The organism is Microcoleus sp. B5-D4 (assembly GCF_036705145.1).
Lineage (GTDB): Bacteria > Cyanobacteriota > Cyanobacteriia > Cyanobacteriales > Microcoleaceae > Microcoleus.
Window position 1 is genome coordinate 134,633 of sequence record NZ_JAUBTV010000004.1, and the last position, 16,113, is coordinate 150,745.

The following is a 16,113-nucleotide window of genomic DNA, read 5'->3' on the forward strand; positions in this document are numbered from 1 at the left end:
ATGAAAACAGTACAATTTATTGGATACCTTTTCAGCATTATTGGTTTATTGGGATTAATTGCAACGTTTCTTCTTACATTTGCCTTGATGTTTGCTTCTGGTTTTTGCGGTACAGCCCCGCATGGTTGCGACCAAGCTCAGGCAGAGTTTTGGGAATTTTTAGTGGGGGCCTTAAATTGTTGCATATTCTTTATATTTTTGATTGTAAGTGGTAAACAGCTTATGAAATAACGCCCAAAATAGTCTGGCGATGAGATAACTGCTGCATCAAATTTTCCCGATCAGTGGCCGGAAAACGCGCTTATTTTGGTAATTTTATGTCATTTAATGGCACGTTTAAAAAAAATCTGTTGAATTTTGCTTTCTACTTTACACTTGTATCCGCGATCGACAGCTTGTCTGTGAGATTTTTAGGGACACGGCACTGCCGTTTCCTTACCCATATCTGGGGCGAGGAGCGACTTTATTGACAGATTGTATGCGATAGTTGTAGGGACACGGCACTGCCGTGTCCTTATCCGGCTCTACGAATTTCACGGAATACTCTAAACAGGTTTCACCCCAACTAATAAAGCGAGTTCCCGCCACTTCCAATAACAGTCTGCATCGGTAAAACCAATTTCTCGAAACCAGCGCAATTGCGTTTCTACATCCAGCAATTTATTAGACGGATCGTCTGGCGAATCGCTAATACCGATCGCCTCTCGAAACTTATCATGCAAAGCGGGAGTTGCTGACGCTACGTGCTCCAAATTGCAAAAAATGCCTCCGGGCTCCAAAAGCTCGAAAATCTCAGTGTAAAGCGAACGTTTGCGATCGTCTGCTACATGATGAATGGCAAAACTAGAAACAACCGCATCAAACTTGCCCAAATCCGGCAGCGATTCGTCAAAATTGTGCTCGATAATCGTGACATTCGGGTCATCAGCAAAGCGAATTCGGGCTTTTTCCAGCATTGTCGGCGAAAAGTCGATCGCCACACATTCAACATTTGGTCGATCGCACTTAAGCAGACCCAGCAACCGCCCGTCTCCCGTGCCCACATCCAGAATTCGCTTAACATTTTTCGGCACTTCCTCCAACAAAACCGCTTCACCTTCAGTGCGGTGAGGAATTCCATCAGCTTTAGCAAGATACCACAAAGCGTGTTCCGCCGAAGTCCAAAGATTCACTTGACTCATAAATTTTCAACTCTCATAAACCTCGCCATTTTTGCGAGTAAAAATCCAACTATTCCCGTTAGCTTTGGCAATTAGATCGTCATCGGGATATTCGGCACTATCTCCCGGAGTGCGATCGCCAATTTCCAGATAAACAACATCTGCATTCGAGCGGTTGACTAAATGATGCCCATCTGCATCCCCCGCCGGAAAACCCGCCGCCATACCCGGTTTCAGCACTTGCTCTCCCGAATTTGTAATCAGAGTAACTTCCCCTTCCAGAACATAGATTAACTCATCTTGACGGGTGTGCCAATGCCTGAGAGCAGAACAACTTCCCGGCGCAAGTCTCACCAAATTTACCCCAAAATTCTGCAATCCGGCAGCATCGCCCAAGCGTTTTTTAACTCTCCCCGCAACAGCAGATTGGAATTGCTCAGGGTACTTGGAACCCGTAATTTCCGCCACATTTTTAGGATCGATAATCATATAACAGCCCTCAAAAAAAAACATCTGGCCCACATTACCTATCAATTTTAGATGGTAAACGAAGTAGGCAAATCCCAATTTTACACCTGCTAAAAACAAGAAAATAATTGTCTAAACAGTGCCTCGATTTGGTCTAAAAGTTGACAGTTTATAGGTTGCTTAACTGAGAGATTACCCGCTGCGCTCGCTTGACTGCTATTTTGCTAATCTTGAAAATTTCGGGTACACTATTGTTATAATCTGCTTCGTTTCGATCCCTTCTCAACTTTTCCAAGTTCCTCCCTATATTTTGACGCTCGGCCTCAGAACTCTGTTTGAATTGCTGCACAACATACTTGTGAGCATCTGCAGTTTTCGGAATAGAATGCCCTTCTGTTTCCTGCAAGTAATTTCTAGCACTGATAAAAGCTGCATAATATGCCCGACTGATAGCCGATCGCATTTTGGCTTCTTGATTTGCAGGAGGAGTCGGTTGACCGAGAAATTCTTTTGCTAGATTCAGATACTGCGACCAGTCAAAAGTCATTATTAGCGCACGCCACAACTAAAAACTCTCCGCACCTCATACGGCAGAGGTAAATACCAATCCTCTGACAATTTTTCTTCTTTGTCAAGTGCCGCGTCTATGATTTCATCGGCGTCACCATCAATAATAATATCCAGAAATAGCTGCGCGGAGTTAATAAAATCAGAGTCTGCCTCAACTTCAAGGCACAACTTTTTACCGGGGAAGTAATTGAAAATTTTGTCTGGTGCTTCCAGCAATACGGGCATCAAAAAATGATGTTTTTCCAGAAACTGTAATATTTCTGTTTTTCCCCGGAAGCTGTACAATTTTTCCAGAGATTCAATATCAGCCAAAGAAACAGGATTTAACTGGGTTAAACTTTCATGCAGCAGTATCTCAGCTAGGCTGTGGGCATCAAGTTGACGGCGTTTTGCTTCTGCTAAAAGCCTTTCGCTGTCTTCAGGAGACAGTTGGATTGTCAGGGTTTGAGAATTGCTCGCGGTTTGCATATAAATTGTATAATCTAAGGTTGGTTTTTCTTCTTTCCCTTCTGCCTTATTCTAAGAGTTTCAAAGTAGTAGGATTTTCCCGAATCGGTTTAATAAAACGGCTGTTAGCCCGCACAAAACAATTGCCTTTTTGCGTGGAAACAGGCAGCCAACCTTTGCCTTGATTGTCAGAAATCATAATTTGATTAGCAAAATTTCCCGTCACCGCTTCCAAGCGCTGTCCCCGCCGAAAAACAGTCACCACAGGCCACTGCGAAACATTATGTTTATTTCTTTCAAACAACTCAGCAGGCGCATCCAAACCGTCTACAGAAATTGAGCGAAATCTCTGAGCCATCCGGCAATTCAACCCTTTAGGATCAGAGTCAACAACCAACCAATTTACCTGCCTGTTGCCCCGCTGTCTCGCAGGCGGCACCGGATAATCACCTTGCTTGTTAGCAACAGGTACAGCTAAGGCTAAATTAGTCCCCATTCCTAAAATCCAAGCAACTGCCAGAAAGACAATTTTAATTTCTGCTTTCATTGCTACCACCAATCCTTGAATGCGAGCTAATTACAATTTTATAATACCTGCCAGATCCCCGTCATTCCGGCATCCCACCTCCGACAGTTCCCGCAACTCATTAAGAATGTGTTATAAATATTGAGATTCATTAAGAAATATTGCTCAAATGCTCGTTTCCCCCTCCGGCGTCAGCAAACTCAAAGAATCTTTAAAAGAAAAAGTATTCTTTGGGAATGAGCCAACCCCCGAACTCATAGCCATCTTACTGATTTACTTCGTCCAAGGCATTCTCGGACTCGCCCGCTTAGCCGTCAGCTTCTTCCTCAAAGACGAACTCGGCATGAGTCCGGCAGAAGTCTCGGCAATGCTGGGCGTCGTCGCCCTACCTTGGATTATCAAACCCGTGTTCGGCTTCATGTCGGACGGCTTGCCGATATTCGGCTACCGCAGACGCCCTTACATCGTCCTCTCCGGGCTACTGGGAACGTCAGCATGGGTGAGCCTCGCAACAATTGTACACACGCCGCTTGCCGCTACAGGCGCGATCGCCCTGAGTTCTCTCTCCCTCGCCGTCAGCGACGTAATCGCCGACTCCCTGGTAGTCGAAAGGGCCAGAAAAGAATCCGTTACCGACGCCGGTTCCCTGCAATCCTTGTCTTGGGGCGCTGCAGCCCTCGGCGGACTAATTACCGCCTACCTCAGCGGTTCCCTGCTGCAACACTTCAGCACTCATACTATCTTTTTAATCACCGCATCTTTCCCGCTAATTGTATCAGCAACAGCTTGGTTAATTGCCGAAGAAAAAACCGACAAAAGAACCGACTTTGAAACTGTCAAAGACCAATTCAAACAACTACGGCAAGCTGTTACCCAAAAAACCATTTGGCTGCCCACAGCCTTTCTCTTCCTCTGGCAAGCCACCCCAAGCTCAGACTCCGCCTTCTTCTTTTTCACCACCAACGAATTAGGCTTTCAACCAGAATTTCTAGGGCGAGTCCGCCTCGTTACCAGCATTGCAGCCCTTGCCGGCATCTGGCTGTTTCAACGCTTCCTCAAAACAGTTCCATTTCGAGTAATTTTTGGCTGGTCAACAGTCATTGCGACTGCTTTGGGTATGACTACTTTATTATTAGTAACTCATGCCAACCGAGCTTTAGGAATTGACGATCAATGGTTCAGCATAGGAGACAGCCTGATCCTGACAGTAATCGGACAAATTGCTTATATGCCGGTGCTCGTACTCTCCGCCAGATTGTGTCCCCCAGGCGTCGAAGCAACTTTATTTGCCGTGTTGATGTCAGTTACCAACTTAGCAGGACTTATTTCCCACGAAGGCGGCGCACTTTTGACCCACTTGCTAGGAATTACCGATCGCAATTTCGATAACCTCTGGCTGCTAATTGTCATCACAAACCTCTCCACCCTTCTGCCGCTACCGTTCTTAAATTGGCTGCCCGCCGATAGTACAGAAAGCGCCGATCCAAATTCTCAAAAGTCTCTTCCCGTATTAGAACCAGAAATCGGCAGTTCCAAACCAGGCGGACAGCATTTCATGCCCGAATACTTTCCCGACTTAGTACCGACAGTAAGGTCACAAAGTCGCACCGCAGACAGCAAATAAAGGCAGGCACACAGGGATTTTGATAGAGATACACGGATGAATTTAACTGTGTTGCCTAACTCTCCGAATTTCCTTCTCTCTGCGCCCTCTGTGTTCTCTGCGGTTAAATCAAGAAAAGCTTATTATACCCATGCAAAAATTACAGATTTCCCAACCTCAAACAGCCGCCCAAAACGTATCATACGATCGCACAGACTGGCAGCGCGGCTACGAATCCCAACCCAACGAATCCGACTACTGGATTGACGACATAGAAGGCGAAATCCCCCCCGGCTTGCAAGGCACATTCTTTCGCAACGGGCCCGGATTATTGGATGTCAACGGCCAGCGCATCCACCACCCGTTTGACGGCGACGGGATGGTTTGTGCGATCGCAATATCCGAAGGCCGCGCCCATTTCCGCAACCGATTCGTCCGCACAGAAGGCTATCTAGCCGAACAAAAAGCCGGAAAAATCCTCCACCGAGGCGTTTTCGGCACACAGAAACCGGGGGGCCCGCTTGCCAACATCTTTGATGTCAAAATCAAAAACATTGCCAACACCAACATCATTTATTGGGGCGACAAACTGCTAGCACTTTGGGAAGCAGCACAGCCCTACAGACTCGACCCCCGCACCCTAGAAACACTCGGCTTAGACACCCTAGACGGCGTTTTACAACCCGGTGAAGCCTTCGCAGCCCACCCCAGAATTGAAAAAGGGAAAAATGGCAAAGGAGACAGATTAGTAAACTTTTCTGTCAAGCCCGGTTTGTCGAGTACAATTACCATTTACGAACTCGACGAAAGCGGCAAACTTTTGCAGCGTCACGCCCATGCAATACCGGGTTTTGCCTTCCTGCACGACATGGTAATTACCCCGAATTACTGCATATTCTTCCAAAATCCCGTCAGCTTCAATCCGCTGCTTTTCGTGTTAGGATTTCGGAGTGCCGCCCAGTGTATTCAATTTTCGCCAAACAAGCCAACGCAAGCAATTTTAATTCCCCGCAACGGCACTGACGAGGTGAAGATATTAGAAACCGAACCTTGTTTTGTGTTCCACCACTGCAACGCATGGGAAGAAGGAGACGAAGTTTTTGTGGATTCAGTTTGTTACGAATCATTTCCCACTGTAGAAGCAGACGGCGATTTTCGCGAGGTTGATTTTGAGAGCATTCCAGCGGGCGAATTGTGGCGGTTTAAGTTGAATTTGCAAGACAAAACCGTACAGCATCAAGTTGTTGAAACTCGGTGCTGCGAGTTTCCGACTCTGCATCCCAATAATGTCGGACAACCTTACCGATATCTTTACATCGGTGCTGCTGATGCTCCCACGGGAAATGCTCCTTTGCAAGCTATCCTCAAAATTGATTTCGTGACTGGTGAAAGGCAAATTTGGAGTGCGGCACCACGCGGTTTTGCGGGGGAACCGGTGTTTGTTACCCGTCCCGATGCTGTTGCGGAGGATGACGGCTGGCTGCTGGTTTTAATGTATGATGCAGCTAATCATCGATCGACCTTAGTGATTTTAGATGCTCGCGACATCACCAAAGGCCCTGTAGCGCGCTTGCATTTAAAACAGCACATTCCCTACGGTTTGCACGGCTGTTTTACACCAAATGTACTGCTTCCTATCGGTTCGTAGTTGCGCGTTGAGTCGCGTGGTTCTTGCGCCGCTCGCCACAGCCCGCCGGGGGTTGAAAACCCCCGGCTCACAGCGAAAGTCCTCGCTCAAGAGGACTAAAACCAACATTTATTATCGATCGAGTTTCTTCAGTCGGTTTTAACTGAGATGTTGCACCATTGTCAATAAGCCTTTTATGAACGGGCCCTAGAGCCCGTTCCACAAGAAAATCTAATCTTTGTAGAACAGGCCGGAAAGCCTGTTCTTGAGAATGGTGCAAGATGTGAGTTTTAACTGACTGTCTTCTATGAGCCAGGGGTTTAAACCCCTGGCGGACTGCGGAGACTGCGAGAAATACTAACAACACTTCAATACATAAAAATACCTAGTAAATGCAAACTGTCAACAAAATTCCTCTCCAAAAACTACTTATTTTAATTGGCACTATCGTCGTAATTTTTGCAATTATATTATCTATTTACTCTCACAATGCTAACGCCCAAGAGCCTTACAATTTATCTCCAGAAAGCGCTGTAGCGTCCAAAGGCTTGGTTGAGGTCAAAATGACGGTAATTGCAGTTGATCCCATTAAAAACGAATTAGAAGGCCGCTTGCAGTTTGAACTCAAAGGTATTTATAAAAAAGGGCCAACTTACCCGGCTCAAGACTTGTTAATGACAGTTAACGGCGCAAATGTACCGGATTCGGAAATTACCTTTAAAGAAGGCAAACCGATGATTGTCCCTGCATTGAAGTTTAACTTAGTCAAAGGAAAAATTAACAATTACCCGTTTGACAGCCACATTGCTAAAGTAGCTATTTCGATCGACCCGCTGCCTTCGATTGGTAAAAAGTTTGCTCCATTTGAACTGAATCCCGTGCCGCTGGAATTTAATTTCCATGCCGACGTTCCCGGTTTCGACATTAGTTATAAGCCGATGGAAGAGAATTCCTCTATCTTTATTTATATTGATGTTTCTGCAACTCGATCGCTCCCGGTAAAATTCTTTGCCTTAGTGATTATTATCATAATGTGGGTGCTGTCAATTATGGCGCTTTTGCTAGCATTAAAAGTTATGAAATCTGGCAAGTTGCCGGAAGTGGGAATGCTGAGCTGGACTGCTGTGATGCTATTTGCTTTTCCCGCTATTCGCAATGCTCAACCGGGAGTGCCTCCGGTGGGAACTGCCAGTGATTTTCTGTCGTTTTTTTGGACAGAAATTATAGTTGTGGTGGCTTTAGTTATTATTGGTAGCTGTTGGTTGAAGCGGTATCATCCGCCGATTGAATGATTTTAGATTTTAGATTTTAGCTGTGAAAAATTCCCCCCACAGATAAATCAGGGGGCTTGTACGCTGGATACTTTCAATTAACAGCCAACAGTCAACAGTTAACTACATTCAAAGATTCAATTTGTGACTTCCAAATTCTCAATATCCTTTGCAGGTACGCCCAAACCGCGCAAGATAGTAAAAGCAATAATTCGATATCCCGACGGATTGGGATGAACTCCATCTGCAGCTAACAAATTCAAAGTTTTGCCCGCGTGCTTTTGATAAGTGCCGATAACTTCCCGACAAGGCCCATTCAAATCGATAAACAAACACTGATTCTCTAACGCAATTTCTCGCATCGCGGCAATATACTCTTGCAACCTGCGATTTTCTGGGCCGTCGAGAATTTCGCCGATAGGAGTAGGAGAAAGCAGTACAACTCGAATTCCTGCGGCTTTTGCCGCCAGCACCATTTGAGTTATTTTCTCCCGATATTCTGCCAGTGGCACTCCCTTGGGCAACTTGCCTTGCGGATAAAACTGACGGTTTTGGAAGTCAAAGAAAGCGTGCCAAACGTCGTTGACTCCGACATTAATCATCACTAAATCTGGCTTTTGGTCGATCGCATCTTTCTGGAAGCGCGCTTGCATATCCGTCGCCTTGTTACCGGAGATTCCGGCGTTGACGATTTCGATTTTGCGATCGGGATAAAGGGCATTCAGATAGCGTTCCAGTAGCCAAACGTAACCTCCGGGGTATTTCCCTGCCTCGGTGATGCTGTCGCCCACAGTCACAATTTTGCGCCGGCCGGCGAGCACGTTCTGGATTTCTGGTGGTGGCGTTGCTTCGGATACGGATTCTTTAAACACGGGAATTAAGGAGTGAGGAATGTTGAAGGCGATAATAGCAGCAATTACGGCGATGGCAAGTTTGATTAAAACTTGCCTCAGCCGGGGTTTGGGACGGGGCGATTCCCTTCGGGATAGCTTTGCTTCACGCGAATTGGGAGACATTACGCAGATTCCTATTAAAAGTCTAACTCTTTATCTCTGCAATAATATTATCCATTTCAGGGTTTTTTGTCACTTATTTCAATAACTCAGTCCTGGACTAACAAAAACCTGGTTTGGACACCACATCCGAAGTTATAAGCCTTAAGGCAGAAACCTGGTTGTTGACAATCAAGCATCCAGGATACAAGCCCCCGGATTCATTCCGAAAGCAGACTCAGGATGGAAAAATAAAAAACCTGTATCCGATAAAGGAGCCCCCGAATTGATCCGTGGGGTCAATGCTTCAAATCTAAAATCTAAAATCTAAAATCTAAAATCGCGCAATCGATTGACCCCGCCTGCGTAAGTTGTACAGTGAAATTACTGAGCTTTTTGTCGCCCTCATCTGTCCGTGTAATTGCCATCACAAAAAAGTTCGCCAAATGTCACATGATTTCTGCTACTTACAGCACAACTTTAGAAGGTAATCGCGGTTTATAATATTGATATGTTCAGGAAACAAGTTTTCAGGCGAGGTTAAAGCAATGGTAGCAAATTCAAATTTTTTATATCCTCAAACTCGCTATTACGGTGAAGTAAAGCCAGAGAATTTGGTATTTAATGCGAATTTACAAGAGTTTTCTCAGCGAGTGGGTTACATCAGTTCCTTGACATCTAACGGTAAAATCTCTGTGGAACAGGCATTTACTCAAATACAAAAACTCTGGGAAGAGGTGGAAAACTCGAAAAAGCAGTTGGGAATTGGCGAAAATCCATTTTCAGCTTGAATACTTAGCGGTTGGCTTGGAAGTTGAGTTACGCGCCATTGATGCCGATCGATTAATCCACAGCTTAAGATGAAAAATGAAAAAGTACCTAGTGGCGATCGACCTTTTTGCCTATGAGTTCCGATTTAGTACCCCTCCTTCCCAAAGTATCAGTCGGCCGCCGCGCAGCGGCCTTCTGCATCGACGGAATCGCAGTTTGGCTGCCCAGTTTGCTTCTGGGCAATAATGCGATCGTCCAAAGCATATTTTTTGTCCTGCTGTGGCTGATCATGCGCGTAGCCATCGTCAGGAAAAACCAAGGTCAAAGTATCGGGCGCTGGGCTTTGGACATGAAAATTGCCGATACCAGATTCCTACGGACTCCCGGAGTGCAAGAACTGTGCAAGCGCGAGGCATTGCTGGGCATTTGCGCCGCCTTAGCCTTCGCAGGTATAGCTGGGCTCACCTCTACCAACGCCGCCGTCTTGCTGCTGATGCTGCCCCTGGCGATCGACTGTAGCGTTGCCCTCAACTCCGGCGAAAGGTTTCCCCAAGCTTTCCACGATCGCATCGGGGGGACGATGGTCGTCGGAACCCGCCGCGGCTACTCCCTCGACATCAAAGTTAGAAGATTGCTTGACCAAGTGCAGAGCAATGTGAGAAGATAATAAATTGTGTTTAAATTAGTCGAAATTTATTTAGAATTATGGCTAAAGGCGTCCGCATCATAATTACTCTAGAGTGTACTGAGTGCCGTACTAACGTAAGCAAACGCTCAAAAGGCGTGTCTCGGTACACCACCACCAAGAACCGTCGCAACACGACGGCGCGGCTGGAACTCAAAAAGTTCTGCCCCCATTGCAACAGGCACACTGCCCACAAAGAGATCAAGTAGTGATTAGTCATTAGTCCTTAGTCATCAGTCATCAGTTGTTGGCAATTGATATTGATCGGCGAAAAGCAGATAATTAACCAATGCTTTGCTGACGGCTAGCAACTAACGGCTAATAACTAAAAACTCACAATCAACAGTCAACAAACAACAGTCAACAAACAACAAACCATGACTTACTTTCGCCGGCGCGTTTCGCCCATCAAACCTGGAGACCCGATCGACTACAAAGATGTCGATTTGCTGAAAAAATACGTCACAGAACGCGGTAAAATTTTGCCCCGCCGGATTACTGGTTTGACGGCAAAACAGCAGCGAGACCTGACCAGAAGCATCAAAAGAGCAAGAATTGTAGCTTTGATGCCCTTCGTAAACCAAGAAGGTTAACAGGATTTGGGATTTTGGGTTTTAGATTTTGGACTGGGAATTAGGACTTGCGCGAAAACAACGTCTTTCTGTCATTAAGAGTGCAGCAAGAATGCAGCGAAATAATCGCGAAATAAGATTAAGAGTCGCAGCAGCGCAAGTCTTAATCACAAGTCAAAAGTTAAAAAAAAAAGCAATAATAAAGAACAACTTTTTAGATTTTAACTTTCACAATTGACCAGAAAAATTGCCAATATCCAAAATCTAAAATCGCAAGCTCGAAACTCGATAAGTGGCTACTGTAAAAATCCAAAATCTCAAATATAAAGCTGGCAAGTGGAGAAGGGAACGTTAGTAGAATTTAGAGTGCACGGCGACCGCCGTCTGGCAGTTGCCGATCGCCCCGACGGCAAGAAAAACTGGGTAGTAGTAGACGAAAACGGTCAACCGCACAGCATACCGCCCAAACAAATCAGCTACGAAGTAGTCGGAGAAACTTACAAACCCTCCGATATTCCCAAATTTCTCAAAGAAGTAGAAGCATACTCAGATCCGTCGAGTTTGGAAGTCGCTTGGGAACTTTTAGTCGGTGACGGAGAAACAGCAGATCCCGAATCCCTGGCAAAGCTGTTATTTTCTGAGAGTAGTGCGGCCCAGTGTTACGCGGCTTACTGTTTGCTATCAACAGACAAACTGTATTTTAAACAAAAGGGCGATCGCTACGAACCGCGATCGGCAGCCCAAGTAGCCGAAATCAAACACCAGCAAGAAGTAGAACAGCAGCGACACCAAGAATCCCAAGGATTTTGGGATCGAGTCAAACAGCGGCTGGCAGGGGAAAATGTAGATTGGGAAAATAGCGATCGAACTCGCCTCGACGCCCTAGAACGCTTTGCCCTCCTCGGAGAAGAAGCAACGCACCGCACCCCAGCCTTAGAAACTTTAGCCAGCTTACAACGATCCGAAAACCCCGAAGCAGCATTTGGCCTCCTAGTCGATCTCGGCCTCTGGAGTAACCACGAAAACCTGTTTTTGCGGCGCAGCCAAATTCCCCTACAATTCTCCGCAAAGGTATTAGAAGTGGCCCAACGCTGCCTAGAAAATCCCCCAACCGACTCGGACACAAATCGTCTCGATTTAACTCACCTCAAGGTTTACACGATCGACGACGAAAGCACCACCGAAATCGACGACGGCCTCAGCTTAGAATTCCTCGAAAACGGCCAGCAGCGGATCTGGATACACATCGCCGATCCCACCCGCTTGCTTTCCCCCGGAGACGAACTCGACCTCGAAGCCAGAAAGCGCACCACTACGGTTTACCTGCCCACGGGAATGATTCCCATGTTTCCCCCAGCTTTGGCAACCGGGCCGATGAGTTTAATTCAAGGCAAAGAGTGCAGCGCCCTAAGCTTCAGCGTCACCTTAGACGAAATCGGCGCGGCTCAAGATTACAGCATCCACATCAGCACCATAAAACCCACCTACCGCTTGACCTACGATGACGTAGACGAAATGCTAGAGTTGGGAATCGAAGCAGAACCAGAAATAGCAGCGATCGCACAAGCGGCAAAACTGCGGCAAAAATGGCGGGAAGCCCAAGGCGCAATCAGCATTTTCATGCCCGAATCCGTCATCAAAGTCAACGGCGACGACATCAAAATCCACGTCATCGACGACTCCACAGCCCGGATGCTAGTAGCCGAAATGATGATTTTAGCCGGCGAACTAGCCGCCCGCTACGGTCAAACTCACAGCCTACCCATACCCTACCGCTATCAGCCACAGCCCGAACTCCCTCCCGATGAAGAACTGCTGGCCGTGCCTGCAGGCCCCGCCCGCGCTTGCGCCGTGCGTCGGTGTATGCCCCGCAGCGAAATGGGCCTCACCCCCGGACGCCACGCAGGCTTGGGTTTGGAATTATACACTCAAGTTACTTCCCCGATCCGCCGCTATACCGATTTGCTGACTCACTTCCAAATCAAAGCCCACCTGCGGGGCGAACCACTGCCTTTTTCCGCTGAAGAAATACAGGACATTGTGATGTGTCTCGGCACCGCAGTTAAAGAAGCATCCACTGTTGAACGCCAAACTAACCGCTATTGGGGATTGGAATATTTGCGGCGCAACCCCGATGAAGTTTGGGAAGCTTTAATGCTGCGCTGGCTGAGGGAAGACAGCAATCTCGGATTGATTTTATTGGAAGATTTGGGTTTAGAATTGGCAATGCGATTTGGTCGATCGGTGGCAATAGGCGATCGGCTAGAAGTCAAAGTCACCCACTGCGATCCGCGATCGGATGTCATTAACTTCCAAGAAATGATATTTGAAGCGGCACAATAGGATTTTAGACTTGAGATTTTAAATTTGGGATTTCCAAAATCTTAGTGACAGGAATTGTGCGTTTGTGGCTATAAACCAATATGCTTGGGTTAGTCATCTCAGAGGAATTTCATCTCAGGAATTTAGGGGAGTTTACTCTTCAACCCGCGCAGGCGGGTTTTGTTTCTGTAGGGGCGGTTTCAACCGCCGTCTTAACTAAAATCTAAAATCTCAAACCGCCAAATGCCCAATTCAATTAGCCAAGTTCAGCCGCCGCTGGAATTCATACCCCCAGCCTACAACCCTCTAGTGATGCAAGGTTGTAAGCAAATACTCCCCTGGTGGCTGCGATTTCGGACGAGTATCAGCCACGTTCAAGCCGAAAACGTCGAAACCCTCGCCGAACTATTCCACCAATTTCAAAATCAGAAAGTTCGCTTCTTGCTAGCCTTCCGCCACCCCAACTCAGACGATCCCTACTGTTTGGGACAACTAATTTGGAAACTCGTTCCCCAGGCGGCGCGGGCCAAAGGCATTCCCCTGCAATTCCCGGTACATTCCCACTTTATCTACGATCGCGGCATTCCCCTGTGGGCCGGTGCGGGAGTCGGCTGGTTGTATTCCCAACTCGGTGGCACTCCGATCGTTCGCGGTAAGATCGATCGCGCCGGATTGCGATCGGCCCGCAATTTATTTGCCAACAGCCAATTCCCGATCGCCGCCGCCCCAGAAGGCGCTACCAACGGTCACAATGAAATAGTTAGTCCCCTCGAACCGGGAATTGCTCAAATGGGCTTCTGGTGTGTTGAAGATTTGCTAAAAGCCGGACGCACTGAAAAAGTTTTAATTGTGCCGATCGGCATTCAATACCGCTATATCAATCCACCTTGGCAACCCCTAGAAAAACTTTTAACTCAATTAGAAATTGATTGCGGACTGCCACCCTTAGAACGCACCGATATCGCAACTTTAGACACTGCCAATCCCGATTCCGAAAACCCAAATCACAAATTCCAATACCTGCGCCTGATTCGACTTGGCGGTCATTTGCTAGCAGTAATGGAAGAGTTTTACAGCCGTTTTTATCATAAAACTTTACAGCCTGAAACCTCTATTTTAACATCATTATCCCTCCCCAACAAAACGGGAAATGATTCTGGCAATGAAGTAATGATCGCTCGACTGAAAGCACTGTTAGACGTGGCCTTGCAAGTAGCAGAAGAATATTTTAACTTAAAACCCAAAGGCAGTTTAATAGACCGCTGCCGCCGTCTGGAACAAGCAGGCTGGGACTATATTTATCGAGAAGATATCAAAAATATTGCAGCACTTTCTCCCTTAGAAAGAGGATTAGCCGATCGCCTCGCTGAAGAAGCAAGTCTTCGGATGTGGCACATGAGACTTGTAGAAAGTTTCGTTTCCGTCACGGGCAGATATGTCGCAGAACAACTGACAGCAGAACGTTTGGCAGAAACAACTTTACTGCTGTGGGACGTACTGGCTCGCATCAAAGGGGGAAATCCTTTCGGCAGACCGAAGTTGGGCAAACAGCAGGTACAAATGACCGTGGGCGAACCCATATCAGTGAGCGATCGTTGGGATCGATATCAAACCAGCCGCAGGTTAGCAGTTGCCGAACTCACTCAAGACTTGCAATCAGCTTTAGAAGCAATGATTAAATCGTGAACAAACCTGACTGTCAAATGAGTACAGTTAGACCGCAGGCTTCTTTTTCCTTTTTTTTCTCATGCTTTTTATAGTGAGGTAGTTCCACCCCCACTTGCTAATATATTATCAGAGTATTTCCAGATTATCAAGGGATATACAGAAATAATTGTCGGTTTGGGTACCTACACCCGACGAGCCTTTCATCCCAAGGAGTAATTCCCAACGGGGTACTTCGCGCAGCGCTCAGATTAATCCCCTTTAAATATACGCCCGGGACTTCCCGGCTGGTAGTTAATTACTCAGATAAACAAGAGCTTCTAGGGAAGAAGGAATATATATTTTTCTTCACTACTTTTTTTTGTCGTGAATTATAAACAGATTGTTATAGACTTTGGGAATAGGTCTCATGAACCGCAAACCCTCGCTCGACAATGAACCAATAAAAATTAGCGATGACTAACAAACCTATCGATTTGTCTACTAACTCAATTAAAGTAAAACTGCTGAATAATTTAGCGCAGGAATTGCTCACACCGCTCACTTCTGTCCTCGGCATGGCAAGCGTGTTGAAACAAGAAATTTATGGCCCCTTAACGAGCAAGCAAAAAGAATATATTGACGTGATCCAAGACAGCAGCCGCTCTTTGCGATCGCTAGTTGAAGAAATTTTGGAACTGGCAGAACTAGATGATTCCGCTTTCACCTTGAAGCGAACCGCAGTCGATATAGAAACTTTGTGCCAGCAGGTTGTGACAATCCTGTCGTCGGCGACAAGTAGACGAGAGCAAGAAATTAATTTGTCGATGGGGCCCGGAGCGCGCATCTGGTTGGTAGATAAAGATAAGGTTCAGCAAATGCTGCACCACTTAATTTTTAGCATTATTCAATCTGCTGGGGCAGGCAGCGTGATTCGAGTCCACGTTTCTCGGAAAGAAGAGGGTATCAACATCGGAGTTTGGGTTTTTCATCCTTGGTTAGGGGAAAGTTTGCCCCATGCTAAACTCTACACCGACTACTTGTTGAAGGTCGGATCGGGTAGCGGTTCGCCATCGAACTCCGAAACCGACTCTCCCGGAGAACCGCAACTCCCGACACAGGGTTCGCAGCGATTAACGCTGGCGTTTTCTGAGTTGGCGGCTTTGGCGGCGCAGAATGCAGAGGATAGTGCACCAGTGTTAGCTGGTTACGGGGCGCGCGAACGCTTGGGGCTGCTGCTTTGCTGCCAATTGGTGGAAATTCAAGGCGGCCAACTCTCGATTCAAGGAACCCCGGAATCTGGATATCGCTACGTGCTCTGGCTGCCTTGCACAAATGCTACGGAATTGTTGGAAGGATGAAGTTAGTTGACAGTTGGCAGTTGGCAGTTGGCAGTTGGCAGTTGGCAGTTGGCAGTTGGCAGTTGGCAGTTGGCAGTTGGCAGTTGGCAGTTGG

At 46.8% G+C, this 16,113-nt stretch carries 17 protein-coding genes; 11 read left to right on the plus strand and 6 right to left on the minus strand.

The features are described 5' to 3' along the window. A complete protein-coding gene (locus QUB10_RS03455; protein WP_333199576.1) occupies positions 1–231 on the plus strand; it encodes a hypothetical protein in 231 nt (76 codons plus the stop codon). Between the two features lie 314 nt (positions 232–545). Here the strand turns inward: QUB10_RS03455 and QUB10_RS03460 are convergent, their stop codons facing one another. From QUB10_RS03460 to QUB10_RS03480, 5 genes are all read right to left on the minus strand, one after another. Then, positions 546–1,181, minus strand: coding sequence for a class I SAM-dependent methyltransferase (locus QUB10_RS03460; protein WP_333199578.1), 636 nt, complete (start codon positions 1,179–1,181; stop codon positions 546–548). A gap of 6 nt (positions 1,182–1,187) precedes the next feature. Beyond that, positions 1,188–1,649, minus strand: coding sequence for a cupin domain-containing protein (locus QUB10_RS03465; protein ID WP_333199581.1), 462 nt, complete (start codon positions 1,647–1,649; stop codon positions 1,188–1,190). Positions 1,650–1,797: 148 nt separating this feature from the next. After that, a complete protein-coding gene (locus QUB10_RS03470; protein ID WP_333199583.1) occupies positions 1,798–2,175 on the minus strand; it encodes a HEPN domain-containing protein in 378 nt (125 codons plus the stop codon). A gap of 2 nt (positions 2,176–2,177) precedes the next feature. Further along, positions 2,178–2,666, minus strand: coding sequence for a hypothetical protein (locus QUB10_RS03475; RefSeq protein ID WP_333199585.1), 489 nt, complete (start codon positions 2,664–2,666; stop codon positions 2,178–2,180). A 46-nt stretch (positions 2,667–2,712) separates the two neighbouring features. Next, positions 2,713–3,192 carry a hypothetical protein gene (locus tag QUB10_RS03480; RefSeq protein WP_333199587.1) on the minus strand — a complete coding sequence of 160 codons (480 nt, stop codon included), beginning with the start codon at positions 3,190–3,192 and terminating at the stop codon, positions 2,713–2,715. A 148-nt stretch (positions 3,193–3,340) separates the two neighbouring features. Between QUB10_RS03480 and QUB10_RS03485 the strand changes: the two genes are divergently transcribed. The 3 genes from QUB10_RS03485 (at position 3,341) to QUB10_RS03495 (ending at position 7,693) form a co-directional block, all read left to right on the plus strand. Beyond that, a complete protein-coding gene (locus tag QUB10_RS03485) occupies positions 3,341–4,795 on the plus strand; it encodes a folate/biopterin family MFS transporter (protein WP_333199589.1) in 1,455 nt (484 codons plus the stop codon). A gap of 130 nt (positions 4,796–4,925) precedes the next feature. Further along, on the plus strand, positions 4,926–6,422 hold the full coding sequence (locus QUB10_RS03490; RefSeq protein ID WP_333199591.1) for a carotenoid oxygenase family protein: 1,497 nt from the start codon (positions 4,926–4,928) through the stop codon (positions 6,420–6,422). 371 nt (positions 6,423–6,793) lie between these two features. Next, the gene (locus QUB10_RS03495; protein ID WP_333199593.1) at positions 6,794–7,693 is read left to right on the plus strand and encodes a DUF4436 family protein; all 900 of its coding nucleotides are present in this window, start codon (positions 6,794–6,796) and stop codon (positions 7,691–7,693) included. 116 nt (positions 7,694–7,809) lie between these two features. On the opposite strand, the gene QUB10_RS03500 is transcribed toward QUB10_RS03495, so the two are convergent. Next, positions 7,810–8,688, minus strand: coding sequence for an SGNH/GDSL hydrolase family protein (locus QUB10_RS03500; RefSeq protein ID WP_333199595.1), 879 nt, complete (start codon positions 8,686–8,688; stop codon positions 7,810–7,812). A gap of 524 nt (positions 8,689–9,212) precedes the next feature. Here QUB10_RS03500 and QUB10_RS03505 point away from each other — a divergent pair. The 7 genes from QUB10_RS03505 to QUB10_RS03535 all read left to right on the plus strand — a co-directional run bounded on the left by QUB10_RS03505 (position 9,213) and on the right by QUB10_RS03535 (position 16,019). Continuing rightward, complete coding sequence (locus tag QUB10_RS03505; protein ID WP_333199597.1) at positions 9,213–9,455, plus strand: DUF7219 family protein; 243 nt, start codon at positions 9,213–9,215, stop codon at positions 9,453–9,455. 113 nt (positions 9,456–9,568) lie between these two features. After that, positions 9,569–10,102, plus strand: a complete 534-nt coding sequence (locus QUB10_RS03510; RefSeq protein ID WP_333199599.1) for an RDD family protein — start codon at positions 9,569–9,571, stop codon at positions 10,100–10,102. A 38-nt stretch (positions 10,103–10,140) separates the two neighbouring features. Continuing rightward, the gene (gene rpmG / locus QUB10_RS03515) at positions 10,141–10,329 is read left to right on the plus strand and encodes a 50S ribosomal protein L33 (RefSeq protein WP_172186750.1); all 189 of its coding nucleotides are present in this window, start codon (positions 10,141–10,143) and stop codon (positions 10,327–10,329) included. Between the two features lie 168 nt (positions 10,330–10,497). Next, positions 10,498–10,713 (plus strand): 30S ribosomal protein S18, encoded by a 216-nt coding sequence (rpsR, locus tag QUB10_RS03520; RefSeq protein ID WP_006631377.1) that lies wholly within the window; start codon positions 10,498–10,500, stop codon positions 10,711–10,713. A 315-nt stretch (positions 10,714–11,028) separates the two neighbouring features. Beyond that, a complete protein-coding gene (locus QUB10_RS03525; RefSeq protein ID WP_333199602.1) occupies positions 11,029–13,035 on the plus strand; it encodes a ribonuclease R family protein in 2,007 nt (668 codons plus the stop codon). 222 nt (positions 13,036–13,257) lie between these two features. Next, positions 13,258–14,700 (plus strand): 1-acyl-sn-glycerol-3-phosphate acyltransferase, encoded by a 1,443-nt coding sequence (locus QUB10_RS03530; protein ID WP_333199604.1) that lies wholly within the window; start codon positions 13,258–13,260, stop codon positions 14,698–14,700. Between the two features lie 434 nt (positions 14,701–15,134). Further along, a complete protein-coding gene (locus QUB10_RS03535) occupies positions 15,135–16,019 on the plus strand; it encodes a histidine kinase dimerization/phospho-acceptor domain-containing protein (protein WP_333199606.1) in 885 nt (294 codons plus the stop codon). Positions 16,020–16,113: the final 94 nt, after the last annotated feature.